Genomic DNA, 22,916 nt, shown 5'->3' with positions numbered 1-22,916 from the left:
TTCCCTATCGAAACGCTGTCTATTAAGACTATTGGCCATTCAGTTTTAACTCTGTGAAGGTCACGCTGTTGTAATCACCGTTGAGTTTGTCCACGGCAAAATCACCCGTGCCCTCGCAACCCGGCCCCCATATTGGGTGACTGTCCTGAACGCTACATTGACCATAGGCGCCTGCTTTAAAGTAGAACGCGTCTTTGGCGTAGCCGGTAGGTGAGTCCTTGTCATCAATCCCCTTACTCAAATCAATCTCATAAGTCACGGTGTCATGACGGTCCGTTTCAAACGTTAGAGACATGGTAGTTCCGTTAACTTCAATTTGATAACTGAATGACTCACCCAAGGCGATGCCCGCTTCACCAGGCTCGGCATCATTTTCCCAAGTGTTACCCCAGACTGGGTAGGCGATGTCTTCTCTATTCGGATCGTCTTTGGCTAAATTTCGTTCATAGTTCCAGAATACTGAACCCATTTTATGATTTGGAAACTTCTTGTAGAAAATTTTGATCGGTTCGTTTCCGTGACCAAAACCTGTCTTGGCTTTGATTTGCTCGTTGTCTTTTTCAGCGTGAATCTGCCCGACAACCACGGAATAGGCGGGATACTTATTTGGATACTTAGCATGAAGAGAGACATGATTAACCTTGAGCGTCGCTTCGAGTTTACCACCAATAGCACTGAATGATTCGGCGTCTGGATGGCTCGATAGTGCCCAGTTGTTTAAAGGATCATGCGTTCCGATGGCAAAGTTCGCACCTCTTGCCATTTGGCGCAACTCTGAACGAGCATTTTTAGAGTTTTTGGTGGTGATGGCTTTATTGTGCACTTCAAACACCAAATGCCCTTGGCGATCGAGGTAGAAAAAGTCAGAGTGTGAATAACTCATCATCGCAACACCTTCAATCTCATCGACTCGGCCATCTTGGTTAATGTCTGAAGGAATGGTGATCTTCCAGTGGCGCATGTCGAACTTGTCTGCAGGGACGGGATAGTTCACACCATTATTGGCCACATCAGCAAGCGTAGGTAAGGACAGAAGCAGCGACGTCGCCACTAACATTTGTTTCATTTTGTTACTCCTTTTTGTGTTATTGTCCTACATACTAATGATCATTTATTGTTCAAAAACAACCAAGAACGAAAAAGCCAATCCAACTCACAGTACAAAGTTGTATTTTGCCACGCAGATCAAAATGCCACCAAATCAGCCTAAATTACGCATTAAAGTAAAAATAAAGTCCAAAAATGGTGATTTTGGCAACAATTAATATGAGTAAAATCACAATTCAGTTTAAATTCCACTCAATTATGCTGGCTTGCCGCACATATAAACTTTTGTGTCATTGTATTACAAATAATTCAAGAAAATACTGATGAGGAAGTTTGAAAGACACTTCACTCTACCGACCAAAATAAAAAGGATGACAACATGAAACAGACGATTCTGACGGTGGCTGCCGCCTCGATGATCTTGGCTTTCGGTGCGCAAGCTCGAACGCTAACATTAGGTCACGCGATGAACCTAGAGAGCGCTGCCCATGCAGGGATGGAAATCTTTGCGGCGAAAGTGAAAGAAAAATCCAATGGCGAAATGGACGTAAAAATCTTTCCTAATGGCATGCTTGGGTCAGAGCGAGATCAAGCAGAGCAAGTCGTGACAGGCGCCATCGATATGGCGAAAATCAACGGCTCGTTGGCTGAATCGTTTGAACCCACTTACAAAGCGATTTCTATCCCATTCTTGTTCCGTGATGCAGACCATATGCATACCTTTATGCGCAGTGAGACAGCACAGCAACTTCTCCAGTCTAGCGAAGGAAAAGGGTTCATCGGGCTCACACTGTATGATTCTGGTTCACGCAGTTTCTACAGCTCGAAACCCATTCAAACCCCCGACGATCTTGCTGGCCTCAAAGTCCGTGTTCCAGAATCTCCAACCATGATGGAAATGGTGAGACTGCTCGGTGCACGCGCGACGCCCGTTCCGTTTACGGAAGTGTATACCGCGCTTCAGCAAGGCGTAATTGATGCTGCAGAGAACAACATTTCCAGCTTAGTCGAAATGAAACACTCTGAAGTCGCGAAATACTATTCCATGGATCAACATATGATGACGCCTGATCTCATCATGATTTCAGAAGTGACATGGAGTAGCCTCAATGACGCTCAGAAAGCCATAGTCCGCGAAGCTGCCGCCGAATCGATGGAAGAAGAAATTAAGATCTGGGCTGATATCGACAGTAAGAACAAGAAATTAGCCGAAACATTGGACGTAAAATTTGTTGAGGTCGATAAAGACAAGTTCCGCGAAAAAGTCGCGCCGATGTTGGACAGTGCCAAGCAAGACCCTGTCTTAGGCACCTACATTGAAGCCATCCAAAAGCTCTGATTGACCCTTAAAGTAACAAGCCCCACCATCGCGGTGGGGCTGCAACTTTGAATCATTGTAAATAGGAGTTTCAATGGTTTCTGCCCTTAACACGTTAAAAACGACGTTAGATAAAGTGATACTCATACTGTGTGGCGTGGCCATTATTAGTCTTGTCATTACTGTGACTTGGCAGGTGTTTAGTCGCTACGTACTTAACGATCCCAGTTCTTTTACTGATGAGCTTGCCCGGTACACCATGATATGGTTCGGTCTGCTGGGTGCCAGTTATCTGTTCGGTAAAAATGGCCATCTGGCCATCACCCTTTTTGTCGGTTCAGTGGGTCCTAAATACCAAAAATACTGCCATCTACTCATCAACTTGGTGTCGTGTGCCTTTATCTATCTTGCCATGATCAAAGGTGGCAGCCAGCTCATTGGTCGGACGATGCTGCAGTTTTCGCCTGCTCTACAGATCCCGATGGCTTATGTCTATTTCATTTTGCCGCTCTCAGGAGCGTTAATGCTGGTTTACCTTCTTCTCAACACCTTACTGCTCTTCAACCAACAAGAGCGTCGCATTAAAGGGTAATGATATGGATATCTCTGTAGGTTTTTGGCTTTTATGCCTCTTTATCGTCATGATCAGCTTCAGTATTCCGATTGCGATCGCCATCGCAATGTCCTCACTGGTGATCATGTGTACTATCCTTCCTCCTCACGTGGCCTTTATGACCGCAGGTCAAAAGATTGTGACTGGCATTGATAGCTTCAGCTTGCTTGCCATTCCTTTTTTCATTTTGGCAGGGAACATCATGAATCGAGGGGGAATAGCCAACCGGTTGGTCGAGTTCGCAAAACTCTTGGTTGGGAAAATGCCCGGCTCGTTGTCACATGTGAATGTGATTGCCAATATGTTGTTTGGCTCGGTTTCCGGCTCAGCGGTCGCCGCGGCGGCAGCGGTAGGAAAAACACTAGAACCAGAGCTGGAAAAGGAAGGCTACGACAAATCGTTCGCTACCGCAGTGAATGTGGCGTCGTGTCCATCAGGCTTATTGATTCCACCCAGCAATTCGTTGATCGTCTTCTCTGTCGTCAGTGGTGGTACGTCCATCGCGGCACTGTTTATCGCCGGCTATGTGCCTGGCATTTTAATGGGCCTCAGCTGTATGGTTGTCGCCTACTTTATTGCCAAGAAAAAAGGCTATCGAACCTTGTCGCAACCAAATACAGCGAGAGAAATTCTCACCATTACTTGGCGGGCAATACCGAGCTTGGGGTTGGTCGTGGTCGTCATTGGAGGGATTATAGGGGGGATCTTTACCGCCACTGAAGGCGCGTGTATCGCCGTTTTGTATTCGTTTTTCTTGTCATTATGTTATCGCACTCTCGGCGTTAAAGAGCTAAAAACCATCTGTGTGGAAACGGCTGAAATCACAGGGATTATGCTGTTCTTGATTGGTGCATCAACAATTATGTCTTGGGCGATGGCCTTCACTGGTTTGCCTAATCTTATCAGTGAATGGATGTTATCGATTTCGGACAACCCGATTATTATTTTCATTTTAATGAACGTGATTTTGCTCATCGTGGGGATGTTTATGGACTTAACCCCTGCCGTGCTCATCTTCACGCCTATATTTATGCCCATCGCAACTCAACTCGGTATGCACCCGATTCACTTTGCGATGATGATCATCTTCAACCTCTGCATCGGGATAGCGACGCCCCCAGTAGGGACCGCGCTATTCGTCGGCTGCAGTGTCAGCGGCGCAAGGATAGAGAGCGTAATACGTGCAGTTTTGCCTTTTTGCGCGGTATTGATCATCACTCTCCTGCTCATCACCTTTGTCCCTGACATCAGTTTGGCCCTGCCCCGAGCATTCGGTTTGATTAACTGAGTTTAGCCCCCCGTCACGCCATGTAACGGGGGGACTTTGCTATTCCCTAAAACCCACTACCAATATTAATATACAGAGCACTCTCTTCGTCACTAAACGCGACATCCATACCGAGATGCAAACCGTAGCGTCTGGCAATTTTGTGCACTTGGTTTTGCCTCCTAGCTGAGTTAGACGCACTACATCCATTCAACCGCGCCACAACTATAGATCTAACTGCCCAAGCGGCACCGGTTTACTGTACAGGTAGCCTTGGTGCAAGTTGACCCCTTGTGAGAGAAGGTAATCGGCTTGTTCCGCGTACTCAACCCCTTCGGCGATCATGGTCAGGTTGAGTGCTTTGGCTAGATTAATGATGGCGTTAAGCACGGGTGCGCTCACGCTGTCGACGCCGATGGTATCAACAAAGCACTTGTCAATTTTAAGCACATCGATTTTGGTCTGCTCTAACACCGCGAGTGAGGTTTGTCCGGTGCCAAAATCATCAATCAACACTTCGAGGCCTTTTTCGCGCAATTTTGCTATGCCCTCTCGGGCTTGACCATCAAGCAATTGACGCTCGGTCACCTCTAAACCTAATACAATGTTGCGCTTTGCGAACTGGTCGTGATGATTCACCAAAAATAGTTGCTTCTCCGCTGAGGCAAAGTAACCCGGCGGGAAATTGATCCCTAAGTGGAACGGCGCATCAAAGTGGCGATCGCACCAATCATTCCATGCTTGCTTGACCACCACATCGGTCAACTCATTGATTAAGTCAAACTCCTCCATCACGGGAATAAACACATCCGGATAGATCAAACCTCGAGTGGGATGCTGCCAACGCACCAACGCTTCCACCCCGACCGTTCGACCACACGCCGCATCCACTTGCGGCTGATAATGGAGCACAAACTCATTGCGACGCAGTGCGAGCTTAATTTCTGCGTACATGCTGCGCTCTGCGCTCAGCTGAATTCTAAGTAAAAACACCGCGATATACAGCACGATTAACGCCAGTACTGCAAGACTCACGTAATACAGCGTGGTCTGTCGAATTAACTCGCTGCTCGCCTCGACGAGAATTCGATGGCCAAATTGACTGGACTCTATCGAATACACGAACCAACTGTTTGGGATACTCGCACCAGCAGGAGCAACTTTGCCGTTTACGATTAACACCGCCGTATTGATGTTCGGCTCCGTCAGATAGCCCAAACGTGCCCGCATAAAATCTCTATCCACCAGCGACACTGCGTGGTAGATCTCTCCATCAATCACACGTGAATTAATCACCGCTAGTGAGACATCCACAGAGTTAGGGAGCGGCACCACCTCAATGGTCTGATTTTCCACCGGTTCGGTCAGCGGAAACAACGCACTGGTGTTGCTCAATGATGAGCAGATCACTTGGCCATTGCGGAGGGTTTGCTGCTCTTCCACCTCTCGCTCATAGCGCATGTTTTGCTGAATCACATGACAGAGATTGGGCGCGATGAGTGCAGCGCGGTTTTCATCAAGAATACCGTTGATGATGCGCTCGTAGGTGACCATGTAATGGTCACCGATATCTTGCAGGGTTTGGTGAATTTTTTGCGTGGCAAAGTAGACTGAGGCAACGAAAATCAGCAACGGCGGGATGACATACACCGCGAAGCGCGACGACGCTTTTTTAACCTGACGATATCCAACCATAGCCAACTCAACTTACTGTTTATAATAATATTATAAACATAACCTCAACATCGAGGTTATTCAATTTTCCTGTGCAATTTCACGCTTTGTTTGCGCCTAGCTGAGTCGTTTCAATACGATGGTTTGATCAAGCTGCTGATGAAAAGGTTGATAGTCGAGTCCCATATCAAACAGATATTCTGTCACCAAGCTTCGTACGCACCCTTGCAATTCCTTTGCGCTCCAAGGTTTTTCAAAATAGTGACTCACCCCGGCGGTGTTGATAGCGGTGATGGTGTCGGTGTGGGTCGCTTGTCCAGTGAGCAAGACTTTCTTGGTGTGCTTAAATCGGTTGTCATTGGTGATCTCGGTTAAGAGTTCTACCCCTGTCATTCCAGGCATAACATGATCTGAGACTACGACTGCGATAAACTCGCCCTGTGCATCAAGCTCATCCATTAACTCCAGCACTTCCTCACCAGATTCACAATCTAACACCGTGAGCCATTGGTTGAGTGGCTCTAAATCCTGAACGACCGCACTTAATACTTCTCGTTGGTCGTCAACACAAATGACATTCAGCTTATCCATTGCTCTCTCCTAACGGTAACTTGACGCGAAAAATGGTGCGTGAAGGATCGCTTTTGACCACCACACTACCGCCATTTTCGCTGACGATTCTTTTAACGATGGCAAGCCCAAGGCCCAAGCCAAACGATAAGCCACCTTTTTTGGTGGTGAAATTGGGCTGAAAAATTTTGCGCCGGGTCGGCTCATCAATCTCTGGCCCATTGTTAGCGATGGTGACCAAAATCCTCTGGTTGACCACCTTAGTGTGTATCTCAATCATCGGGTCGTCTGTGCTGCGCATCGCATCACACGCGTTTTTGATGATGTTGCTCCATACCTGAACAAATTCGGTCGAGGAGCCTTGAATCCTTGGTAATTGAGCAGGCCGCAAGTGCACATTCACTCGGCGTAAATCACTTTGCAGCAACGCAAGGGCTTTGTTGAGGGTGTCGTTAATGTCGAGCAGCTCCAACGGCTCATTGTCCGTGCGCCCAAGCTGTTTCACCGATTTAACGATGGCAACAGAATGGCGCGCGGCACTGCGCAAATCGTGCATACCCCGCCCCATCTGCCAATATTTCAATGCAGAATTGACATCGCTTAGCCACTCGCTTGGCACCTCATCACTGGCCAACGCTCGTGCGAGCGCACTGGCGGTTTTGCTATCAACGCGATAGCGCTGCTCGATGTTTTTTGCCAAACGGCGAATCTCTCGTGACGAGATCATTTGCCCTTGCCGCAAGCCAAAATCAAAGTGCGCCTTATAAGCAGGTTTGACCTCAGAGAGCAGTTCACTCAGTTCTTGTTGCAGGCGCTCCGTTTTGCTACTGACAACACCAATCGCATTGTTGAGTTCATGGGCGATCCCCGCAGCCAGTTGACCCAAAGTGGTCATCTGCTCGGCGGTATGCAGCTGTTGCAACGCTTTTTCTTTGGCTAGCGCTTCTTGGGTCGCTCGGTGCTGGCGGCGATTGAGTTCATTGACCATCACCGGCATAAACTGCGCATTGAGAGGCCCCAACCGTTCTGGCTCCACCGCTGCCGTGGTGCGATCAATCCAAGCCAGTTTGACGTCCGTTTTGCTGATGACCGTTGAGGAGGCCATCCACGTCCCGGAGAAAAAACTGTGCACGCCAATGAAGGCACTTGGCCCAGCGGTAAACACCTTAATGCGTTTGCCTTTGGATTCGGATTCAACAAACCCCTCAAGATCACCTTCTCGAACATAGTAGAGCCGATCGTTACTGCCATTTTGTTGCAAGATCACCTGATTCGCCGCCAAATCCATTTGGCGTTCTGGATCTGAAAAATAGTGACGAATCAGCTCGTCCATGACGTTATCCAACATGGCCGATAAGATTTAAAATCCACACCAACACAAAGCTCAGTAATACGCCCACCACGCCAAGAATCACCCCGACTTTCGCCATCTGGTTACTCTGTACGTGACCGGTTGCGTGCGCCAGCGCGTTGGGCGGCGTACTGATGGGCAGCGACATGCCAAGGGATGCAGCGAATGTCACTACAAGAATCAAGGTCACTTCACCGCCCAATGGCGCCAGTGACGTCATCGAGGTGCCAAGCGCGGCCATAATAGGCATCAACAAGTTGGCGGTTGCAGTATGAGACATGAAATTCGCCATCAACAAGCAGAGCATTGCGGCGCCAAACAGGACAACGTAAGGAGAGAAAGCATCAAACGGAATACTGTGAACAACACTTTGTGCTAATCCGGTTTTGTCCAGCGCGAGACCGAGCGCAATACCACCGGAAACGAGCCATAGGACATCCCAAGAGATCTTCTTCAAATCTTCTTTGTTGATGATGCCTGTGAGCGAGAAGATCGCGACCGGAATCAGCGCCACGGTGTAGGAGTTCATACCGTGGCTTGAGCCCATCAACCACAATACAATCGTCAGCGTGAATGTCGCGTACACTAAGATTGCTTTCGGAGTTTTGAGGAACTTTCCTTTGATCGACAGTTCAATGCGTTGCTGCTGCGCACGGTAGAGGCTGTTCATTAACACCCATGCGAGCGCCATCATCACCACGACAAACGGCACACCAAATGCCATCCACTCACCAAAACTGATGCTGTTCTCCCCCACCAGATACTTCAACGCGATCGCGTTAGGCGGCGTACCGATTGGCGTACCGATGCCGCCGATATTGGCCGCGACCGGAATACAAAGTGCAAACGCCACACGCGCTGGATCTTTGGGGCCAAACAGCGCAATCACCGGCGTTAAGATCGAGAGCATCATCGCTGTGGTGGCCGTGTTGGACATAAACATGGAAAAGATGCCCGTGATCAGCATTAACCCGAGCATCACATACTTAGGATCATGGCCAAACGGTTTGAGTAATACTCGTGCTAAGTTCACATCCAACCGGTATTTGGTTGCGGCCATCGCCAAGAAAAAACCACCCAAAAACAGCATGATAATTGGGCTTGCGAAGGTCGCCATAATGTCAGAGTAGTTGAGTAAGGTACCAAAGTGCGCCTCACCCTCATTGGCGCGAAACCAATAAATACCCTTGTTGGAAACCAGCAGTAATTCCAACACAATAATCACCACTGACGTGGCATAGATGGGGATCGGCTCAAATACCCAGCACAACGCAGCCAGTAAAAAAATCGCCGTTACACGTTGTTGTACTAGCGTAAATCCGTCAAACGGGAAAGCGGACAGAGGTAAGGCGAGAACGATCAGTGGAATCACGATCGGTATAATGAATTTCAAGTACTTTTGCATGACACAGCTCATCCTGAGAATAATTTCTCGCCGCAGTATCAGGCTTTAGAAAGCTGACGACCCTAGTGTCGGATCAATCTTTTTGCAACTATACCAATGAGTTATTTGGAATGTGATCTAGAGCTCACTTTTCACGTGCTACGCGACAACGTGGCTGACATCAAGCGCTCAATGTGCTGTTATCCGTGCTCGCCAGAAAAACAAACGTGCAGATTTAGCCACAATCGAATTAATTTCGTGACATTGGGGTGGTTAATTTAAAATTCAATGGCGATATTGTTGCCATTTTTGCACATGTAAAATGACAAACGTGATATTTATCACACTTATGATTTCGCGCAGAATACATTCCGTACAGAGAACAACTTCTCCCATGTGAACAAATTCTGAGGAAATCAAAATGAAAAAAGTATTATCAGTACTCGCCCTTACCACACTGACTTCAAGCATGGCTTTTGCTGCTAGCGACTACACACTGAACGTTGAACCTAACAACAACCAAGCGAAAGTTACCGTATTGAAAGATGGCCAACCGGTCAGCAACGTACCGGTTAAAGTCGTCGGCAACGGCACCAAAACTCACATTTCAGGCTCAAAAGGCACCTTCGTTGCGGCAAACTTGTTCGATAACGGCCGTACCTTCACCTTTGAACTGGTTGATGACAACGGCGAAGTCGTTCGCGAACAACGTTACCTCACTTCATTCTAAGTTAGACGGTTGCTGTCCACAGCTGTCTGCGTGAATCGTCACAGTGAGACGCGCCTTGTACGGCCAGTCTGCTCAGTATATCAAAACGCCCAGTATCAACTGGGCGTTTTTTATTGCTCGGACGTTACGGTTCGCTCTGCTTTCACTCAATCTACTTGGTGTATGTTAGCTAAAGTACTGCTCCCACACTGGCGGCGTCCCGATGACTTGCTGAGCAATATCAATAAAGGCTTTTGCCAAAGGCGAAACGTTGCGGTGAGTATACAGGGCGTAGACATCACCAAAAGAGGGCATGTGATAATCGGGGAGCAACTGAACCAACCCCATCTTTTCGATTTCTTTAGAAATCATAAACTGACCAATCATGGCATACCCCATCCCTGATTTAACGCTGTCTATCACTAACTGAGGCTCATTGACGCGATATGGCCCAGTCATGGTGAAGGTGTCCAAGCGCAAGTTATCTTTCGAGTGAATCTGCAATTTATCAATCACAATACTGCTGTTGGCGTAAATAACCGCTGGGAGCGCCACCAATTGCTCAGGGGTCTCAGGCAGACCATGCTGCTCAACAAACTCTTCAGACGCCACCAGCGCCAATTTGTTGTCCGCCAGTCGTTTCGCCACCATGGACGAATCGCGCATTGGGCCGATGCGAAACGCAAGATCAATACGCTCTTTGATCACATCAACACGCAAATCATCCAGCACCAAGTTGACGGTCGCTTTCGGGTATTTCTCCAAAAACGCTTCCACCACCTTTTGAATGTACTTACGCCCAAACAGCGTGGTGCTTGAGATCCTCAAGTTGCCGACCGGCTCGCTATGGTAAGACTCGGCAATTTGCTTGGTCTCTTCGAGCAGCGAGCTGACTTTATTGGCTTGATCCACAATCTGATAGCCGACATCGGTTAGCGACAACGAACGGGTAGTTCGGTTGATAAGCCTTACCCCTAAATGCTCTTCAAGCTGTTTCACCTGCTTAGAGAGCACTGAACGGTCGAGATTGAGTCGGTCTGCCGCTTTGGCAAACGAGCCCGCTTTCGATACTTCCAGCAACAGCTCCATCCTACTGGCCAAATCCATTCACACCTCTAATTATCTATCCACCATTCATTTCGCCATAGTAGCGGAGCTACACAAAAAAATTAAGCCCGCCAAATGGCGAGCTTAGTGGGTATCCTGAATAAACAAGGTGCAAGTCGAAGGTGTTACACTTTGAAAAAGCCAAGTTCTTCTTTTTGTGTGACTGCGAGTTTTGACAGCTCAGCCGAGGCTTGCAGCGTTTCATCCACACCCGAGACGTTCTTTTGCACCAGATCGTAGGCGTGAGTGGTGTTTTGGGAGATGTCCTCGGTGACGCTAAATTGCTCTTGCGCGGCAGTCGCCACTAACGTGTTGATTTCAGAGATGGCGTCCACCGCGCGATAAATCTCTTCAAATGAGGCTTTGACGCGATCGGCGAGCTCGACTGACTCCTCAATCAAACCAACATTTTTGCTCATATTGTGCTGCGCCACATCAGATTGTTTTTGCAGCTTTTCAATGATCTCTTTGATGCTTACGGTAGAATCTTGCGTTTTGGATGCCAAACTGCGCACTTCGTCGGCCACAACGGCGAAGCCTCGCCCATACTCACCCGCACGCGCCGCCTCAATGGCTGCGTTCAGCGCCAGCAAATTGGTTTGCTCCGAAATGGTATTGATGACTTCAATCACGCTACTGATCTCTAGCGCAAACTGGCGCAAATCACTGACAATTTGCGCGCTGTCATTGACAGAGTCGCTGATAGAATCGGTCAAGGCGATATTTTTCTCCAGAGTCAGCTTACCGTTGGCGACATTCTCACGTGCACCTTTGGCAACCTCTTCCGCTTGCACCGCTTGCTGACTCACCTCTTGAGAGGTAGAAGACAACTCATTGATGGCTGTGGATATTTGCTCCATCTGCGCCAACTCTTGATGTGCGTTGGATTTGGTGTCATTCATGATGACGTTGAGTTGCTCAGACGCCGAGGAGACGCTTTCCGAGATGCCGTGTGTGTTCTTAATCAGCTCAGAGAGTTGCAGTTTGAGCTTGATCAGAGAGAGATAAATACCCGTCTCTTTGCCCGTTTGCGGGATCTCTTGACTGAAATCCCCTTTGGCCATCTCTTCCATCAAATGCGCAATTTCATCGGGCGTACCGCCAACCGGGACTAATACCAGTTTGTCGACCAACACAAACAGCACGCCAATCGCTAGCAGCAGACTCACAAAGCCTATAACAGCTGATGTGATCAATTGATCGTTCGCATTGCGCTCAATTTGCGCATCACGGATGAAGGTAACAAACTTCCATCCACTGACGTCCAGTTTTGTCCAAAAAGCGGTGAAGTCGGTCGCCTTACCATCCACGACTGCCTCGTATTGTAGGATCTGGGTATCCTTGTTGAATTGTTTATAGAGCGGGCGCTCTTGGTAGATGTCTTTTCCTAATAGATCTTGATACGGGGACAACAAAATAGTGCCATCTTCACCGTATAGGAACATGTCATTGCGACCTTTGATTTTAGTCAGCAATGAATCGAGATAGATCGAGGTGATCACAGCCACTTGAGGATTGATTTTGTAGGCCAATACCACCACTTCTTTTTGTGTCACAGCTGAGACAAAAGGCGGCGAAACGAAAAATGTCTTCCCTTGTGTGAACAGTGCAGTGTAATAAGAGCGGCTGAGCTCTTTAACGTTGAAATCCATTTGGCGACCTTCCACGTTGTATATGCCGCCATCCACATCAATAATATACGCGCCCTCAATAAAAGACTGCTGTGTGCGATAAAGCATTTCCAACTGCGTCACAGCTTTGGTCGATAAACCTTGGTCAGTGATATCACCAACGCTCACCTTAACGCCCGACAAGACGTGTTGGTAGCCAGTGAACTTCTCAGTGAGGTAGGTTTCTACTGCAGCATTTTTCTCCATCAGCACTGTTTGGCTGAGTGCCACGCTCTCCTCTTTGAATGATAAAAATCCAGTCACCGTCAGCAATGCTACGATGACAACAATCATACTGCCAATCGCCGCGGATATTTTCAGTTTGAATGAATTCACACTCATTTCCCTTTGTCATTATTGAAATATGCACTAAGGGTAAATCGATGCTGCCAATCCTTTATTGATCGGAGTTAATCTTGATGCTGAAACTATCATTCCGAGTGATAATTTAACCATTCAAATGACGGGGGAGTCTTGCAGCGTAGATGGAATCTGCTAGGATGTGCGCCCTCTACTCGATAAAGTGTTCACCATGAATCGTAAAAAACGCATCAACCAGGTTTTGAAGTCAAAACAGAAAAAAGCGAACGCTAAGTTGCACAAAAGCAACAAGCCGCGTTACATCTCTAAAGCCGAGCGCGCCAAGCTTGAAAACGGGGAAGAGAACGCAACCCAAGTATCAGACAATGAGACTGAGCAGAGCGCAGCCAATTCAGAATCAGCGACGCAGTAATAGATCGTGGTCGATGGCGATGAATCGATCACTCGCCTCTATCAAGCTTTGGGCTGTCAGTGCCTCGACACCGTAAACGTCAACGGGCGTATTAAAACGCTGCTTAATACGCTCCAGCAACAAGGTAAAATCCCCATCCCCTGACAGCAGAACGACTCTATCGACTTTGGCCGCCGCCTCATAGACATCGAGCGCGATACCCACATCCCAATCCCCTTTCGCACTGCCATCTTGACGCTGGATAAAAGGTTTTAACTTCACATCAAACCCGATACCACGCAAGATATGGTGGAACTGGCGTTGTTTAGGATCATGAGAAGCGATGGCGTAAGCATTGGCGATCGACACTTGACGCCCTTGCGTCGCAACGTACCAAAATTGGTTGTAATCGAAGTGAGCGCGGAACTGCGCGCGCGTGGTGTAATAGATGTTTTGCACATCCACAAAGAGTGCGATGGTTTCCATCAAGTGCATCCAACCTGGTGATTTAGCAATGGTTCGGCACTGTAACAGAATTCGATGAGGTTGAGAAATCGGTCTATTGGCAATAACAATAGCGGCAGAGAATCCCTGCCGCTATTGCTCGTCTAGCCAACGAGTTGTTAATTTAATACGGTGTAACCACGGTTGGTCATGCAGTTACGCATCACGGTTTGGCGTTCAGCTTCATAGTTTTTCTGGTTTTCACGGCGATCTTTACTGCCACCAAGCACACCAACCGCTAAGCCCACGCCAGCGCCCTTCTTCGCACCTTCCGAACCTGAACCACCAGCGATTGCCGTACCCGCCGCGCCCAGCGCTGCGCCTTTCGCTGCGCCACCGACAGCACCACGTGATTGGGTGTCTTTTTGCACTTGATTGGCCAACTCTTCACATTGATGCTTATCGTAGATGAAGTCTTTCTCATCAACGCCGTTTTTATCAATAATCAAATTGGCGTTTGCGCCGGCTGCCATGACAAGGGTGGCAAATAACGTGGTCATTCGTTTCATCGTTGCTCCAACAAAGCGTTCGCGTTAATTCGTTGTTAAGGAGAATAAGCAACCCTGCGCCGCTTCACTAGGAATAACGATTATTCCGTCTTATTTTCTGGTGCAAACCAATGCAATGAACGATGCAATTGTGTGACGCTGCCGACCACAATCAGCGCGGGACTCACGGCTTGTTCGGCGAGATTCGCCAGATCTGCGAGTTTACCCGTTAAGACACGCTGCTCTTTACGAGTGCCGTTTTCGATGATGGCGCAGGGCATGTCGACATCCATACCCTGCTCAATAAGATTGGCCTGAATGTGGCGACACTGTTTTAAACCCATATAGAAGACTAACGTATTGTTTGGCTGTGCCAGCGCGGACCATTGGATCTCTTGTCCGTTCTTTTGAACATGACCCGTAATAAACTGCACGCTCTGGGCATGGTCTCGGTGCGTCAAAGGAATCCCCGCGTAAGAGGTCGCACCTGCGGCGGCGGTGATGCCCGGCACCACTTCAAATGAGATATTGTGCTCGGCGAGCGCTTCCAACTCTTCGCCACCACGGCCAAAGATGAATGAGTCACCACCTTTAAGGCGCACGACACGTTTGCCTTGCTGGGCTTTTTCGACCAAGATTTGATTAATTTGATCTTGCGGTACACAGTGAAAATCGAGCTGTTTACCCACGTAAATCCGCTCTGCCTCAGGGTTAGCGATGGCGAGGATCGCCTCTGACACCAATCGGTCGTAAACCAAGACCTCCGCTTGCTGGATAACTCGATACCCTTTCACTGTCAGCAAATCCGGATCGCCCGGGCCCGCTCCGACCAAAGAGACAAAACCACCTTGATTTGTGTTAACGGCGTTTGTAGACATAACCACCACTCTTAAAAATTCGCGATAAAAAGTGACAATCGCTCTATTGGAATCATCACTTGTTATCGAAATTCAGCCCCGCGGAGAGCGGGGCTGAGTGACATTATTTCGCGTTCGATACCGGAGTTACTTGCGCGTTCGTCTCTTCTGCGTCAAGCGCTGGCGCTGTTTTCGCGTGAGTGAGGTATAGTGGGATGCAGGTAAACACAAGACCACCGACAATGTTACCTAGAATTGTTGGGATCAAGTTGAAGTTTAACCATGTCGCGACACCAAAATCCGCACCCAGCATCATACCTAGCGGGAATAGGAACATATTTACTACTGCGTGCTCGAATACTAGCGCGAAGAAAATAAAGATAGGGAACCACATAGCGGCGATACGACCACTTAAACGGCGTGCGGTCATGTTACCAATCACACCGAGACACACCATGAGGTTACACAAAATGCCGCGCACGAAGCAGGTGATCCAACCATCCATACCTAATGATTCAAAACCCGCCGAGCGTGCTGTTGATGCATTGATGATGGTTTTAGCGACGGCGCCGCCATCATTGGTGAAGTTGGAGGTCAGTGACAGTGCAATGATGTAAGCGATGAAGATAGAGCCCACTAGGTTGCCCAGGCCAACGAGCCCCCAGCAGCGAAGGACGCGACCCCAGGTGATGCCTGGACGGTTTTCAAATTTCGCTAGCGGCGCTAAGCCAAAGACACCGGTCACTAAGTCGTAACCCATAATACTCAAAATCACAAAACCCACAGGGAACACCATCGCCCCGACTACACCCAACCCAGTTTGGGTAATCGTCGTGAGCGCCAGAACCACCGCCAGTGACAGGATAATACCCGCCATAAAGCCACGGATAAGTAAATCTCGCGTATGGGTGTTGGTTTTCGCTTCACCAACATTGATCATCGTTTGCACGAATTCAGCAGGCTTGAAATCAGACATCATTGTCTCTCCATAAAGTTTAAAAATAAAAGTGAATAGGGAAAGGCTCCCGGCTGTCGCAGCCCTGCGCCAACAGGGAACCTTTAATCTATTGACTCTAAGAAAGAAAGTAAGCGATAACGCTAGCCCTCAATCTCTACCGCCCCTTTCACGACGCGGGCATTAAACGCTTTGACGCTGAAGCGCTCATCTTCCATACACACGCCCGTTGCTAGGTTGAAATGCTGCTTTTTCAGTGGGCTTGCCACCCAAAGCTCGCCTTTGTGCTCACCGATAAGGCCTCGTGATAACACGTTGGAGCGCGCGAAGGGATCCATATTGCTGATAGCAAACACCTCTTCTGCTTCTGACGGACGAAAGATTGCCACTTGTTGCTCCTTCACTAGCGCACATACGCCCGTACCAGGAATGATGTCTGTGATGTCACATACTTTTTCAAATGCCATGATGATGACTCCGCTCTTATTCAGTCACTGCTACGTGAAGGATGTCGCCCTTCACCTCTGGGTGTTTTTCGGTGTAAGTGGCTGGGCGGTGCTGAGCACGCTCATCAACAAACACGACGTTGTCATCACGCTTATCTGAGTTGATGAAGTGTGAGAAGCGTTTTAGCTGCGACTCATCGTTGATGGTATCCGTCCACTCACAGCGGAACGCGTCAACCAATTTCGCCACGTCATTTTCTAACTGCTCGTTGATACCCAGTTTGTCTTCAACAATCACTTCACGCAGGTAATCAACGCCTCCTTCCATATTCTCTAGCCACACGGATGTGCGCTGCAGTGGCGCAGCCGTACGGATGTAGAACATCATGAAACGGTCAATGTATTTAATGAGCATTGCTTCATCTAGGTCGCTTGCGAGCAAATCAGCATGGCGTGGCTTCATACCCCCGTTACCACAGACGTACATATTCCAGCCAGCATCGGTCGCGATGATGCCAAGGTCTTTACCTTGCGCTTCCGCACACTCACGCGTACAGCCAGAGACACCGAACTTCATCTTGTGTGGCGTACGGATGCCTTTGTAGCGGTTCTCGATCATCACGCCTAGCCCAACTGAATCTTGAACACCGTAGCGACACCAAGTGGAGCCCACGCATGTCTTCGCCATACGCAGTGCTTTGGCGTACGCTTGACCGGTTTCGTAGCCTGCGGCAATCAGCTTCTTCCAAATGGCCGGAAGGTCATCTTTTTGCGCGCCAAATAGACCGATACGCTGCGCGCCCGTCACTTTGGTGTAAAGGTTGTACTCTGCTGCCACTTCAGCCAATACTTTCAATGCTTCTGGTGTGACTTCACCACCCGCCATACGAGGGATAACCGAGTAAGTACCGTCTTTTTGCATGTTACCGAGGAAATTATCGTTGGTATCGTGTAGCTTAACCAGTTGTGGTTTTAGGATGTGCTCACCCCAGCAAGAAGCCAGAATAGAACCCACTGCTGGCTTACATACTTCACAGCCGTAGCCTTGACCATACTTCTCTAGAAGCTCATCAAACGTTTTGATCTCTTCAATGCGAATCAGGTGGAACAGCTCTTGGCGAGAGTAGGCAAAGTGCTCACAGATATCGTTCTTCACTTCGATGCCAGATTTTGCCAGCTCAGCGTTCAGCACTGATGTGACCAGTGGGATACAACCACCACAGCCAGTACCTGCACCGGTTGCCGCTTTAATGTCAGCAATCGTGTGATGACCTTCAGCCACCGCTTGTGCCACTTTGCCTTTCGTTACATCGAAACAAGAACAGATAACCGCACTTTCTGGTAGCGCGTCTGCACCCAGTGTTGGCTTCTCTGCACCAGCGTGCGCTGGCAGGATCAGCGTATCTGGGTGCTCTGGCAGGTCAATTTCATTCAGCATCAACTGAAGAAGATCGCCATAGTCAGACGTATCACCAACCATCACCGCGCCAAGCAGTTTTTTGTTGTCTTGGGACACAATCAGACGCTTGTAAACTTCTTGCTCGTCGTTTTGGTAAACGTAGCTCTTACAACCTGGAGTACGACCGTTGGCATCGCCAATAGACCCGACTTTCACGCCCAGCAGTTTCAGTTTGGCCGACATGTCAGCACCTTCAAACTTGCTGTCGTTACCAAGCAGGTGATCAACCGCAACCGTTGCCATCTTGTAACCTGGCGCCACTAAGCCGTAGAACATATCGTTCCAAGCGGCACACTCACCGATCGCATAGATGTTCTCATCAGAAGTCTGCGCAAAGTCGTTGATGGCGATACCGCCGCGAGTCCCGATCTCTAGCTCCATTTGGCGCGCCAGTTTGTCTTGCGGGCGAATACCGGCCGAGAACACGATAAAGTCCGTCTCAAGCTCAGTGCCATCGGCAAAACGCATCACGTTACGTGCATTTTGGCCTTCTGGTGCAATCTCAAGTGTGTTTTTGCTGGTGTGAACGTTCACGCCCATGCTTTCAATTTTGTTACGCAGTTGGTCGCCGCCCGCTTGATCGAGCTGCTCAGCCATCAACTTAGATGCAAACTCAACGACGTGTGTTTCAACGCCGAGCGCCTTCAATGCGCCTGCTGCTTCAAGGCCAAGTAGACCGCCGCCGATAACCACACCGACTTTGCTCTTCTTCGCACAAGCTTCAATTGCTTTTAGATCTTCAATGGTGCGGTAAACAAAGCAATCTTTGCTTTCGCGACCTTTAATGGGTGGCACAAATGGGAAAGATCCCGTCGCAATAATCAGCTTGTCGTACTGAATTTCACGGCCAGAGCTTGAATAGACGGTGCGTTTGTCTCGGTTGACGTTAATTGCGCGCTCACCGAGTAAGACGTTGATCGCGTGTTTTTCGTAGAAGCCTACTTTAACGAGAGAGAGTTCTTGCGCGGTATGGTGAGAAAAGTAAGAAGAAAGGTGGACACGGTCATAGGCAACACGAGGCTCTTCGCAAAAAACCGTGATGTCAAACTGTGAGACATCCGTCTTATCGACCAAATCTTCCAGATAACGATGGCCAACCATGCCGTTGCCGACGATGACCAGTTTCAACTTGCTCATAATACTTCCTAAGAGTTAGGTGCTTATATCTGAGCGCATTGTTTATCGATTGGCTGATTTATTTCATGACGTAAATCAATTCAAAAATCAAACTACCCTAAAGGGGTAGACGTGAACTACAGTGAATTCAAACACCTATCCGCCATTTATGCTTTGAGATCACACTAACACTGTAACAGTGCACCTAATTTCATTTTCATTAGTGTGATCTTACTTCACGCCTGAACTTGATTAGTGAAATTAATGGCATAATATGTCTATTAATCAAACAAAAGTATAATAAAACAGCGGTTAACAGATGGCTTCAGGGAACGAACTCGATATTTTTCGACCGTCGCGGCAATTGCGACGGGCAACGTTATTTTGGCTTAGTTTAGTGTTGGCCGCCATGTCGATGCTGGTGGCCATCGTGAACGTCTATGTTGGGCCGTTTTATACGCTTGCCTACATAGAAGCGATGTTTTGCACCTTCTCTCTTTACGTGGGTTACTGTTGCTATCATGGCAGGCACTCGAACACCTTAGCAGTGCTCTACATTTATAGCGTGGTGGCCATCATCAGCGTTGCGACCTATAGCCACCCAGTCGCGCACGGTTTGTTTGTTTGGGCGTTCCTTTACCCGGTTCTCTTTTATCTGATTCTTGGTCGTCGACAAGGCTTCATTGCGACGGCGATTGGATTCTCTTTACAGTTGGTGATCATCTCTCAAAAAAGCGGCGATACCGCCCTACTTGATTACTTCCACCTCTCAATTAACTTTGCACTAGCCTTTGCTGCCGTATGGATCACAGCACACGTCTTGGAGGTCAAGCGTAAAACCTCAGAAGCTTCCTTAGGTCACCTGGCCTCACGGGACGCTTTGACGGGTGTCTACAACCGCCATGCGTTGGTGCACAACTTCGAGCGTTATCGTCGTGAGAGCCAAACACTGCCCCTCTCTTTGCTGATCTTAGATTTGGATTACTTTAAGCAGGTCAATGACCAATTTGGCCACGATGTCGGAGATAAGGTGCTGATACAGACGGCAGCACTGATTGATGCCTTAAGCGATGAGCATCTGGTCTATCGCATTGGGGGTGAAGAGTTTTGTGTTGCTCTGCACAACACGGATTTACCACACGCAATGCAAAAAGCCGAACAGATTCGCGCTACGATTGAACGCGCAAACTTTCACTCTCGTGAAGAACCAATTCATTTAACCGTCAGTATTGGGGTTTACCAGTGCGACCACTACCACGATCTTGAAAGTGTGCTGCGTGAAGCCGACAAAGAGCTCTATCGCGCCAAACAAAATGGCCGTAATCAGGTCATGGTTTGCAATGAAGCGGCGGCCTCATAGGGCCGCTATTCTGCTGTGTCTGACTCGTCGTCAAACACGACGTTGTAGTTTTCTGTGTAAGTACAGTGTGGTTGGCGGCTACAGGTAAAGAAACGCCGACCTTTGAACTCCCCTTGGCTGGCGATCTTGATGTTCATTGGGCTGCCGCAGCGTTTGCAAAAACGCACCTCTTTATCCGATTCAATCAGATCAATATGTGCGGCGAGCAATCGACGCAGTCTCCCGACTTGATAGCTGTGCTTGACCGATGCACCGATGAGCGGGATCCCGGCAGATTTACATACGTGCATCAAGAGTTTCTGGCGCTCGACCTTACCTTTATTGAGCTCTTTGCCGTCATCAAGCTCAATCACGGCCCGCACATCCAAAGAGCGAGGATCGCACACCACATAGTCAAAATAGCTGCGCGCAATGCGGTTGTTGGCGATAAACCACTGCTTTTTGTCGGTGGCTTTCGGCGCTATGACGTTCGCCATGTTCACTTTACTCAACACCACCGCTTGCTGACCAACCGCGCTGATAAGGGCATTGTAAAACGCCGTCTCTTGCATGTTGAGTAGCGCGCCCTTGCGTTTGTAGGCGCTGTCTTTGAGCTCATCTTGCTTAAGAAATCGCTTTTGCACGATGAAAAAGAAGATCACTAGTATCGCAACAACGATGAAAACACTTTCCATTCCATTCACACCAATAGCTTAACTTTTCAATACTTTACCACAACTTCATTCCGTCGCAGCAGATTTGTAGCAGCGCTCAGGGCGCCCGACCGTGCCGTAGTTGAGATCCGCCGTCAGCTCACCCGTACTGATTAAGTGTTCCAGGTAGCGCCGAGCTGTGGTGCGGCTTGCGCCAATCTGTTCGCCCGCCTCATCCGCGGTCAAACTCTCGGTTTGCTTGAACAGTGCACGAATTTTATCCAAAGTGACGGCGTCAATGCCCTTTGGCAATCGGGCCACATTGGACGTCGCGAGCGTGGACGCTTGCAGCATTTTATCCACTAAGCGTTGATCGATACCGTCACTGTGCGTCAGTTGTTGCTGCCTATCTCGATATTTGCTTAACGCCGCTTCTAGGCGAGAAAAGACGACGGGTTTGAGCAAGTAATCCACCACACCACCGCGCATCGCCTGTTGTAAGGTTTCAACATCGCGCGCCGCCGTGATCAAAATCGCGTCACACTGGCGCTGTTTTGCGCGCAATTCACGCAAAATATCCAGCCCCGTTCCATCAGGCAAGTGAACGTCGAGCAGCACGAGATCGGGGGCCAGCAGCTCGAGTTGCATGTCAGCCTCCACTTTGCTTGTCGCAATACCAATGACCTCAAAGCCGCCCATCTGATCGAGATAACGTTGGTGAAGCTGCGCGATGGCTAAGTCATCTTCCACAATCATGATTCGTATCGCCGAACTCATCCTTGCTCTTCCTTTGGTAAATAGACTGTCATTCTGGTGCCAAAATCCTTGTTATCGGTAATATCTAATTGCCCGTGGTAACGTGTAGATAGCTCATTCACTAAGTATAATCCGACCCCGCGATTGGATTGGTCTTTACTCGACACACCGCGTTGAACAAGATCCTCTTTGCTTAGGTGTACAGGTAGCCCGCAACCTTGATCGCTCACCTCAAGAATGATCTCGTTACCATAATCACTGATCGACACTTCTATGATGCGCCTCGATTGGGCTAATTGGCCTTCTTGGCTAATTGCCTCTCGCACGGCATCGAACGCGTTGTCGATCAAATTACCTAAGATGGTGACTATGTCTTCGGCATTGATTCGCTTTGGTAACGGCTCGAGTCTTGTGCCTTCTTCTACCGCCAACTCCAATCCAAGCTCGCGCGCGCGCTCGGTTTTACCAAGCAGCATGCCCGCGATTAGCGGCTCTTTAACCGTCTCGCGTAAAAATTCGATCAAGACTTGATAATGCTCAGTCTCTTGGCCAATCAATGCAAGCACTCCCTCTAACTCCCCCATTTGCACCATGCCGCTGATGGTGTTGAGTTTGTTTCGATGCTCATGCGTTTGAGAGCGGAGCATCTCTGCGTACTCTTTGGTTTTGGCCAATTGCTCAGTTAAATCGGTGATATCGTCACGCAAGCGGAAACTGGACACCGCACCGACCACTTGGCCATCCAATATAATCGGGCTGCGATTGGCAATAAGACGTTTATTATTGAGGTAAAGATTGATGTCGTTATCGGTACGAGCAGTCGTCAACACAGTATGCAAGTCACTGTCTGGCAACACTTCACTGAGTGGCTGATTCAAACATGCCTGTTTGTCCAAACCTAAAATTTGGCAGGCACTTTTA

22 protein-coding genes are annotated in these 22,916 nt (G+C 48.7%); 6 read left to right on the top strand and 16 right to left on the bottom strand.

Going from position 1 to position 22,916, the window contains the following annotated elements; genetic code table 11:
* Positions 1–28: 28 nt before the first annotated feature.
* Entirely contained in the window at positions 29–1,066 is a 1,038-nt protein-coding gene (locus tag AC6R0L_RS16255; RefSeq protein ID WP_500629783.1) for a polysaccharide lyase family 7 protein, read from the bottom strand.
* A 360-nt stretch (positions 1,067–1,426) separates the two neighbouring features.
* Here AC6R0L_RS16255 and AC6R0L_RS16250 point away from each other — a divergent pair, with 360 nt between their 5' ends.
* The 3 genes from AC6R0L_RS16250 (at position 1,427) to AC6R0L_RS16240 (ending at position 4,266) form a co-directional block, all read left to right on the top strand.
* Positions 1,427–2,386 carry a TRAP transporter substrate-binding protein gene (locus tag AC6R0L_RS16250; protein WP_334552255.1) on the top strand — a complete coding sequence of 320 codons (960 nt, stop codon included), beginning with the start codon at positions 1,427–1,429 and terminating at the stop codon, positions 2,384–2,386.
* A 73-nt stretch (positions 2,387–2,459) separates the two neighbouring features.
* Positions 2,460–2,957, top strand: coding sequence for a TRAP transporter small permease (locus AC6R0L_RS16245; protein ID WP_500629782.1), 498 nt, complete (start codon positions 2,460–2,462; stop codon positions 2,955–2,957).
* 4 nt (positions 2,958–2,961) lie between these two features.
* A complete protein-coding gene (locus AC6R0L_RS16240) occupies positions 2,962–4,266 on the top strand; it encodes a TRAP transporter large permease (RefSeq protein ID WP_500629781.1) in 1,305 nt (434 codons plus the stop codon).
* A 204-nt stretch (positions 4,267–4,470) separates the two neighbouring features.
* Here the strand turns inward: AC6R0L_RS16240 and AC6R0L_RS16235 are convergent, their stop codons facing one another.
* The 4 genes from AC6R0L_RS16235 to AC6R0L_RS16220 all read right to left on the bottom strand — a co-directional run bounded on the left by AC6R0L_RS16235 (position 4,471) and on the right by AC6R0L_RS16220 (position 9,245).
* Positions 4,471–5,940, bottom strand: coding sequence for an EAL domain-containing protein (locus AC6R0L_RS16235; protein WP_500629780.1), 1,470 nt, complete (start codon positions 5,938–5,940; stop codon positions 4,471–4,473).
* A 96-nt stretch (positions 5,941–6,036) separates the two neighbouring features.
* A complete protein-coding gene (locus AC6R0L_RS16230; protein ID WP_487903462.1) occupies positions 6,037–6,510 on the bottom strand; it encodes a response regulator in 474 nt (157 codons plus the stop codon).
* Positions 6,503–7,837 carry an ATP-binding protein gene (locus AC6R0L_RS16225; RefSeq protein WP_500629779.1) on the bottom strand — a complete coding sequence of 445 codons (1,335 nt, stop codon included), beginning with the start codon at positions 7,835–7,837 and terminating at the stop codon, positions 6,503–6,505. Before AC6R0L_RS16225 ends, AC6R0L_RS16230 begins: the two co-directional genes overlap by 8 nt.
* Positions 7,827–9,245 (bottom strand): SLC13 family permease, encoded by a 1,419-nt coding sequence (locus tag AC6R0L_RS16220; RefSeq protein WP_500627680.1) that lies wholly within the window; start codon positions 9,243–9,245, stop codon positions 7,827–7,829. Before AC6R0L_RS16220 ends, AC6R0L_RS16225 begins: the two co-directional genes overlap by 11 nt.
* Positions 9,246–9,645: 400 nt before the next feature.
* Here AC6R0L_RS16220 and AC6R0L_RS16215 point away from each other — a divergent pair, with 400 nt between their 5' ends.
* On the top strand, positions 9,646–9,954 hold the full coding sequence (locus tag AC6R0L_RS16215; RefSeq protein ID WP_487903459.1) for a hypothetical protein: 309 nt from the start codon (positions 9,646–9,648) through the stop codon (positions 9,952–9,954).
* Between the two features lie 165 nt (positions 9,955–10,119).
* On the opposite strand, the gene AC6R0L_RS16210 is transcribed toward AC6R0L_RS16215, so the two are convergent.
* Both AC6R0L_RS16210 and AC6R0L_RS16205 read right to left on the bottom strand, forming a co-directional pair.
* Positions 10,120–11,040, bottom strand: coding sequence for a LysR family transcriptional regulator (locus AC6R0L_RS16210; protein WP_500627679.1), 921 nt, complete (start codon positions 11,038–11,040; stop codon positions 10,120–10,122).
* Between the two features lie 125 nt (positions 11,041–11,165).
* Positions 11,166–13,052, bottom strand: coding sequence for a methyl-accepting chemotaxis protein (locus AC6R0L_RS16205; protein WP_500629778.1), 1,887 nt, complete (start codon positions 13,050–13,052; stop codon positions 11,166–11,168).
* A 190-nt stretch (positions 13,053–13,242) separates the two neighbouring features.
* Here AC6R0L_RS16205 and AC6R0L_RS16200 point away from each other — a divergent pair, with 190 nt between their 5' ends.
* Complete coding sequence (locus AC6R0L_RS16200; RefSeq protein ID WP_500629777.1) at positions 13,243–13,443, top strand: DUF2986 domain-containing protein; 201 nt, start codon at positions 13,243–13,245, stop codon at positions 13,441–13,443.
* On the opposite strand, the gene AC6R0L_RS16195 is transcribed toward AC6R0L_RS16200, so the two are convergent.
* From AC6R0L_RS16195 to nirB, 6 genes are all read right to left on the bottom strand, one after another.
* The gene (locus AC6R0L_RS16195) at positions 13,429–13,908 is read right to left on the bottom strand and encodes a LabA-like NYN domain-containing protein (protein WP_500629776.1); all 480 of its coding nucleotides are present in this window, start codon (positions 13,906–13,908) and stop codon (positions 13,429–13,431) included. The two genes, AC6R0L_RS16200 and AC6R0L_RS16195, sit on opposite strands and share 15 nt — an antisense overlap.
* 137 nt (positions 13,909–14,045) lie before the next feature.
* Positions 14,046–14,435 (bottom strand): glycine zipper family protein, encoded by a 390-nt coding sequence (locus AC6R0L_RS16190; RefSeq protein WP_334552277.1) that lies wholly within the window; start codon positions 14,433–14,435, stop codon positions 14,046–14,048.
* An 80-nt stretch (positions 14,436–14,515) separates the two neighbouring features.
* Entirely contained in the window at positions 14,516–15,292 is a 777-nt protein-coding gene (gene cobA / locus AC6R0L_RS16185; protein ID WP_500629775.1) for a uroporphyrinogen-III C-methyltransferase, read from the bottom strand.
* A gap of 103 nt (positions 15,293–15,395) precedes the next feature.
* Positions 15,396–16,250: a formate/nitrite transporter family protein gene (locus tag AC6R0L_RS16180; protein ID WP_500629774.1), complete on the bottom strand. Its 855-nt coding sequence runs from the start codon at positions 16,248–16,250 to the stop codon at positions 15,396–15,398.
* A 119-nt stretch (positions 16,251–16,369) separates the two neighbouring features.
* A complete protein-coding gene (nirD, locus tag AC6R0L_RS16175; RefSeq protein ID WP_334552280.1) occupies positions 16,370–16,693 on the bottom strand; it encodes a nitrite reductase small subunit NirD in 324 nt (107 codons plus the stop codon).
* A 16-nt stretch (positions 16,694–16,709) separates the two neighbouring features.
* Complete coding sequence (nirB, locus tag AC6R0L_RS16170; RefSeq protein WP_500629773.1) at positions 16,710–19,268, bottom strand: nitrite reductase large subunit NirB; 2,559 nt, start codon at positions 19,266–19,268, stop codon at positions 16,710–16,712.
* Between the two features lie 298 nt (positions 19,269–19,566).
* Between nirB and AC6R0L_RS16165 the strand changes: the two genes are divergently transcribed.
* Positions 19,567–20,607, top strand: a complete 1,041-nt coding sequence (locus tag AC6R0L_RS16165) for a GGDEF domain-containing protein (protein ID WP_487903153.1) — start codon at positions 19,567–19,569, stop codon at positions 20,605–20,607.
* A gap of 5 nt (positions 20,608–20,612) precedes the next feature.
* On the opposite strand, the gene AC6R0L_RS16160 is transcribed toward AC6R0L_RS16165, so the two are convergent.
* The 3 genes from AC6R0L_RS16160 to AC6R0L_RS16150 form a co-directional block, all read right to left on the bottom strand.
* Positions 20,613–21,281 carry a DUF2726 domain-containing protein gene (locus AC6R0L_RS16160; RefSeq protein WP_500629772.1) on the bottom strand — a complete coding sequence of 223 codons (669 nt, stop codon included), beginning with the start codon at positions 21,279–21,281 and terminating at the stop codon, positions 20,613–20,615.
* 45 nt (positions 21,282–21,326) lie between these two features.
* Positions 21,327–22,016, bottom strand: a complete 690-nt coding sequence (locus AC6R0L_RS16155; protein ID WP_500629771.1) for a response regulator — start codon at positions 22,014–22,016, stop codon at positions 21,327–21,329.
* Positions 22,013–22,916 (bottom strand): sensor histidine kinase (locus AC6R0L_RS16150; RefSeq protein ID WP_500629770.1); only part of this gene is annotated, 904 nt, incomplete at its 5' end. The genes AC6R0L_RS16150 and AC6R0L_RS16155, both read right to left, overlap by 4 nt.

Source organism: Vibrio sp. R15-SG3-ISO1A (assembly GCF_059833955.1).
The sequence above is the reverse complement of the archived record's forward strand: the minus strand, read 5'-3'. Positions and strand labels throughout refer to the sequence as shown.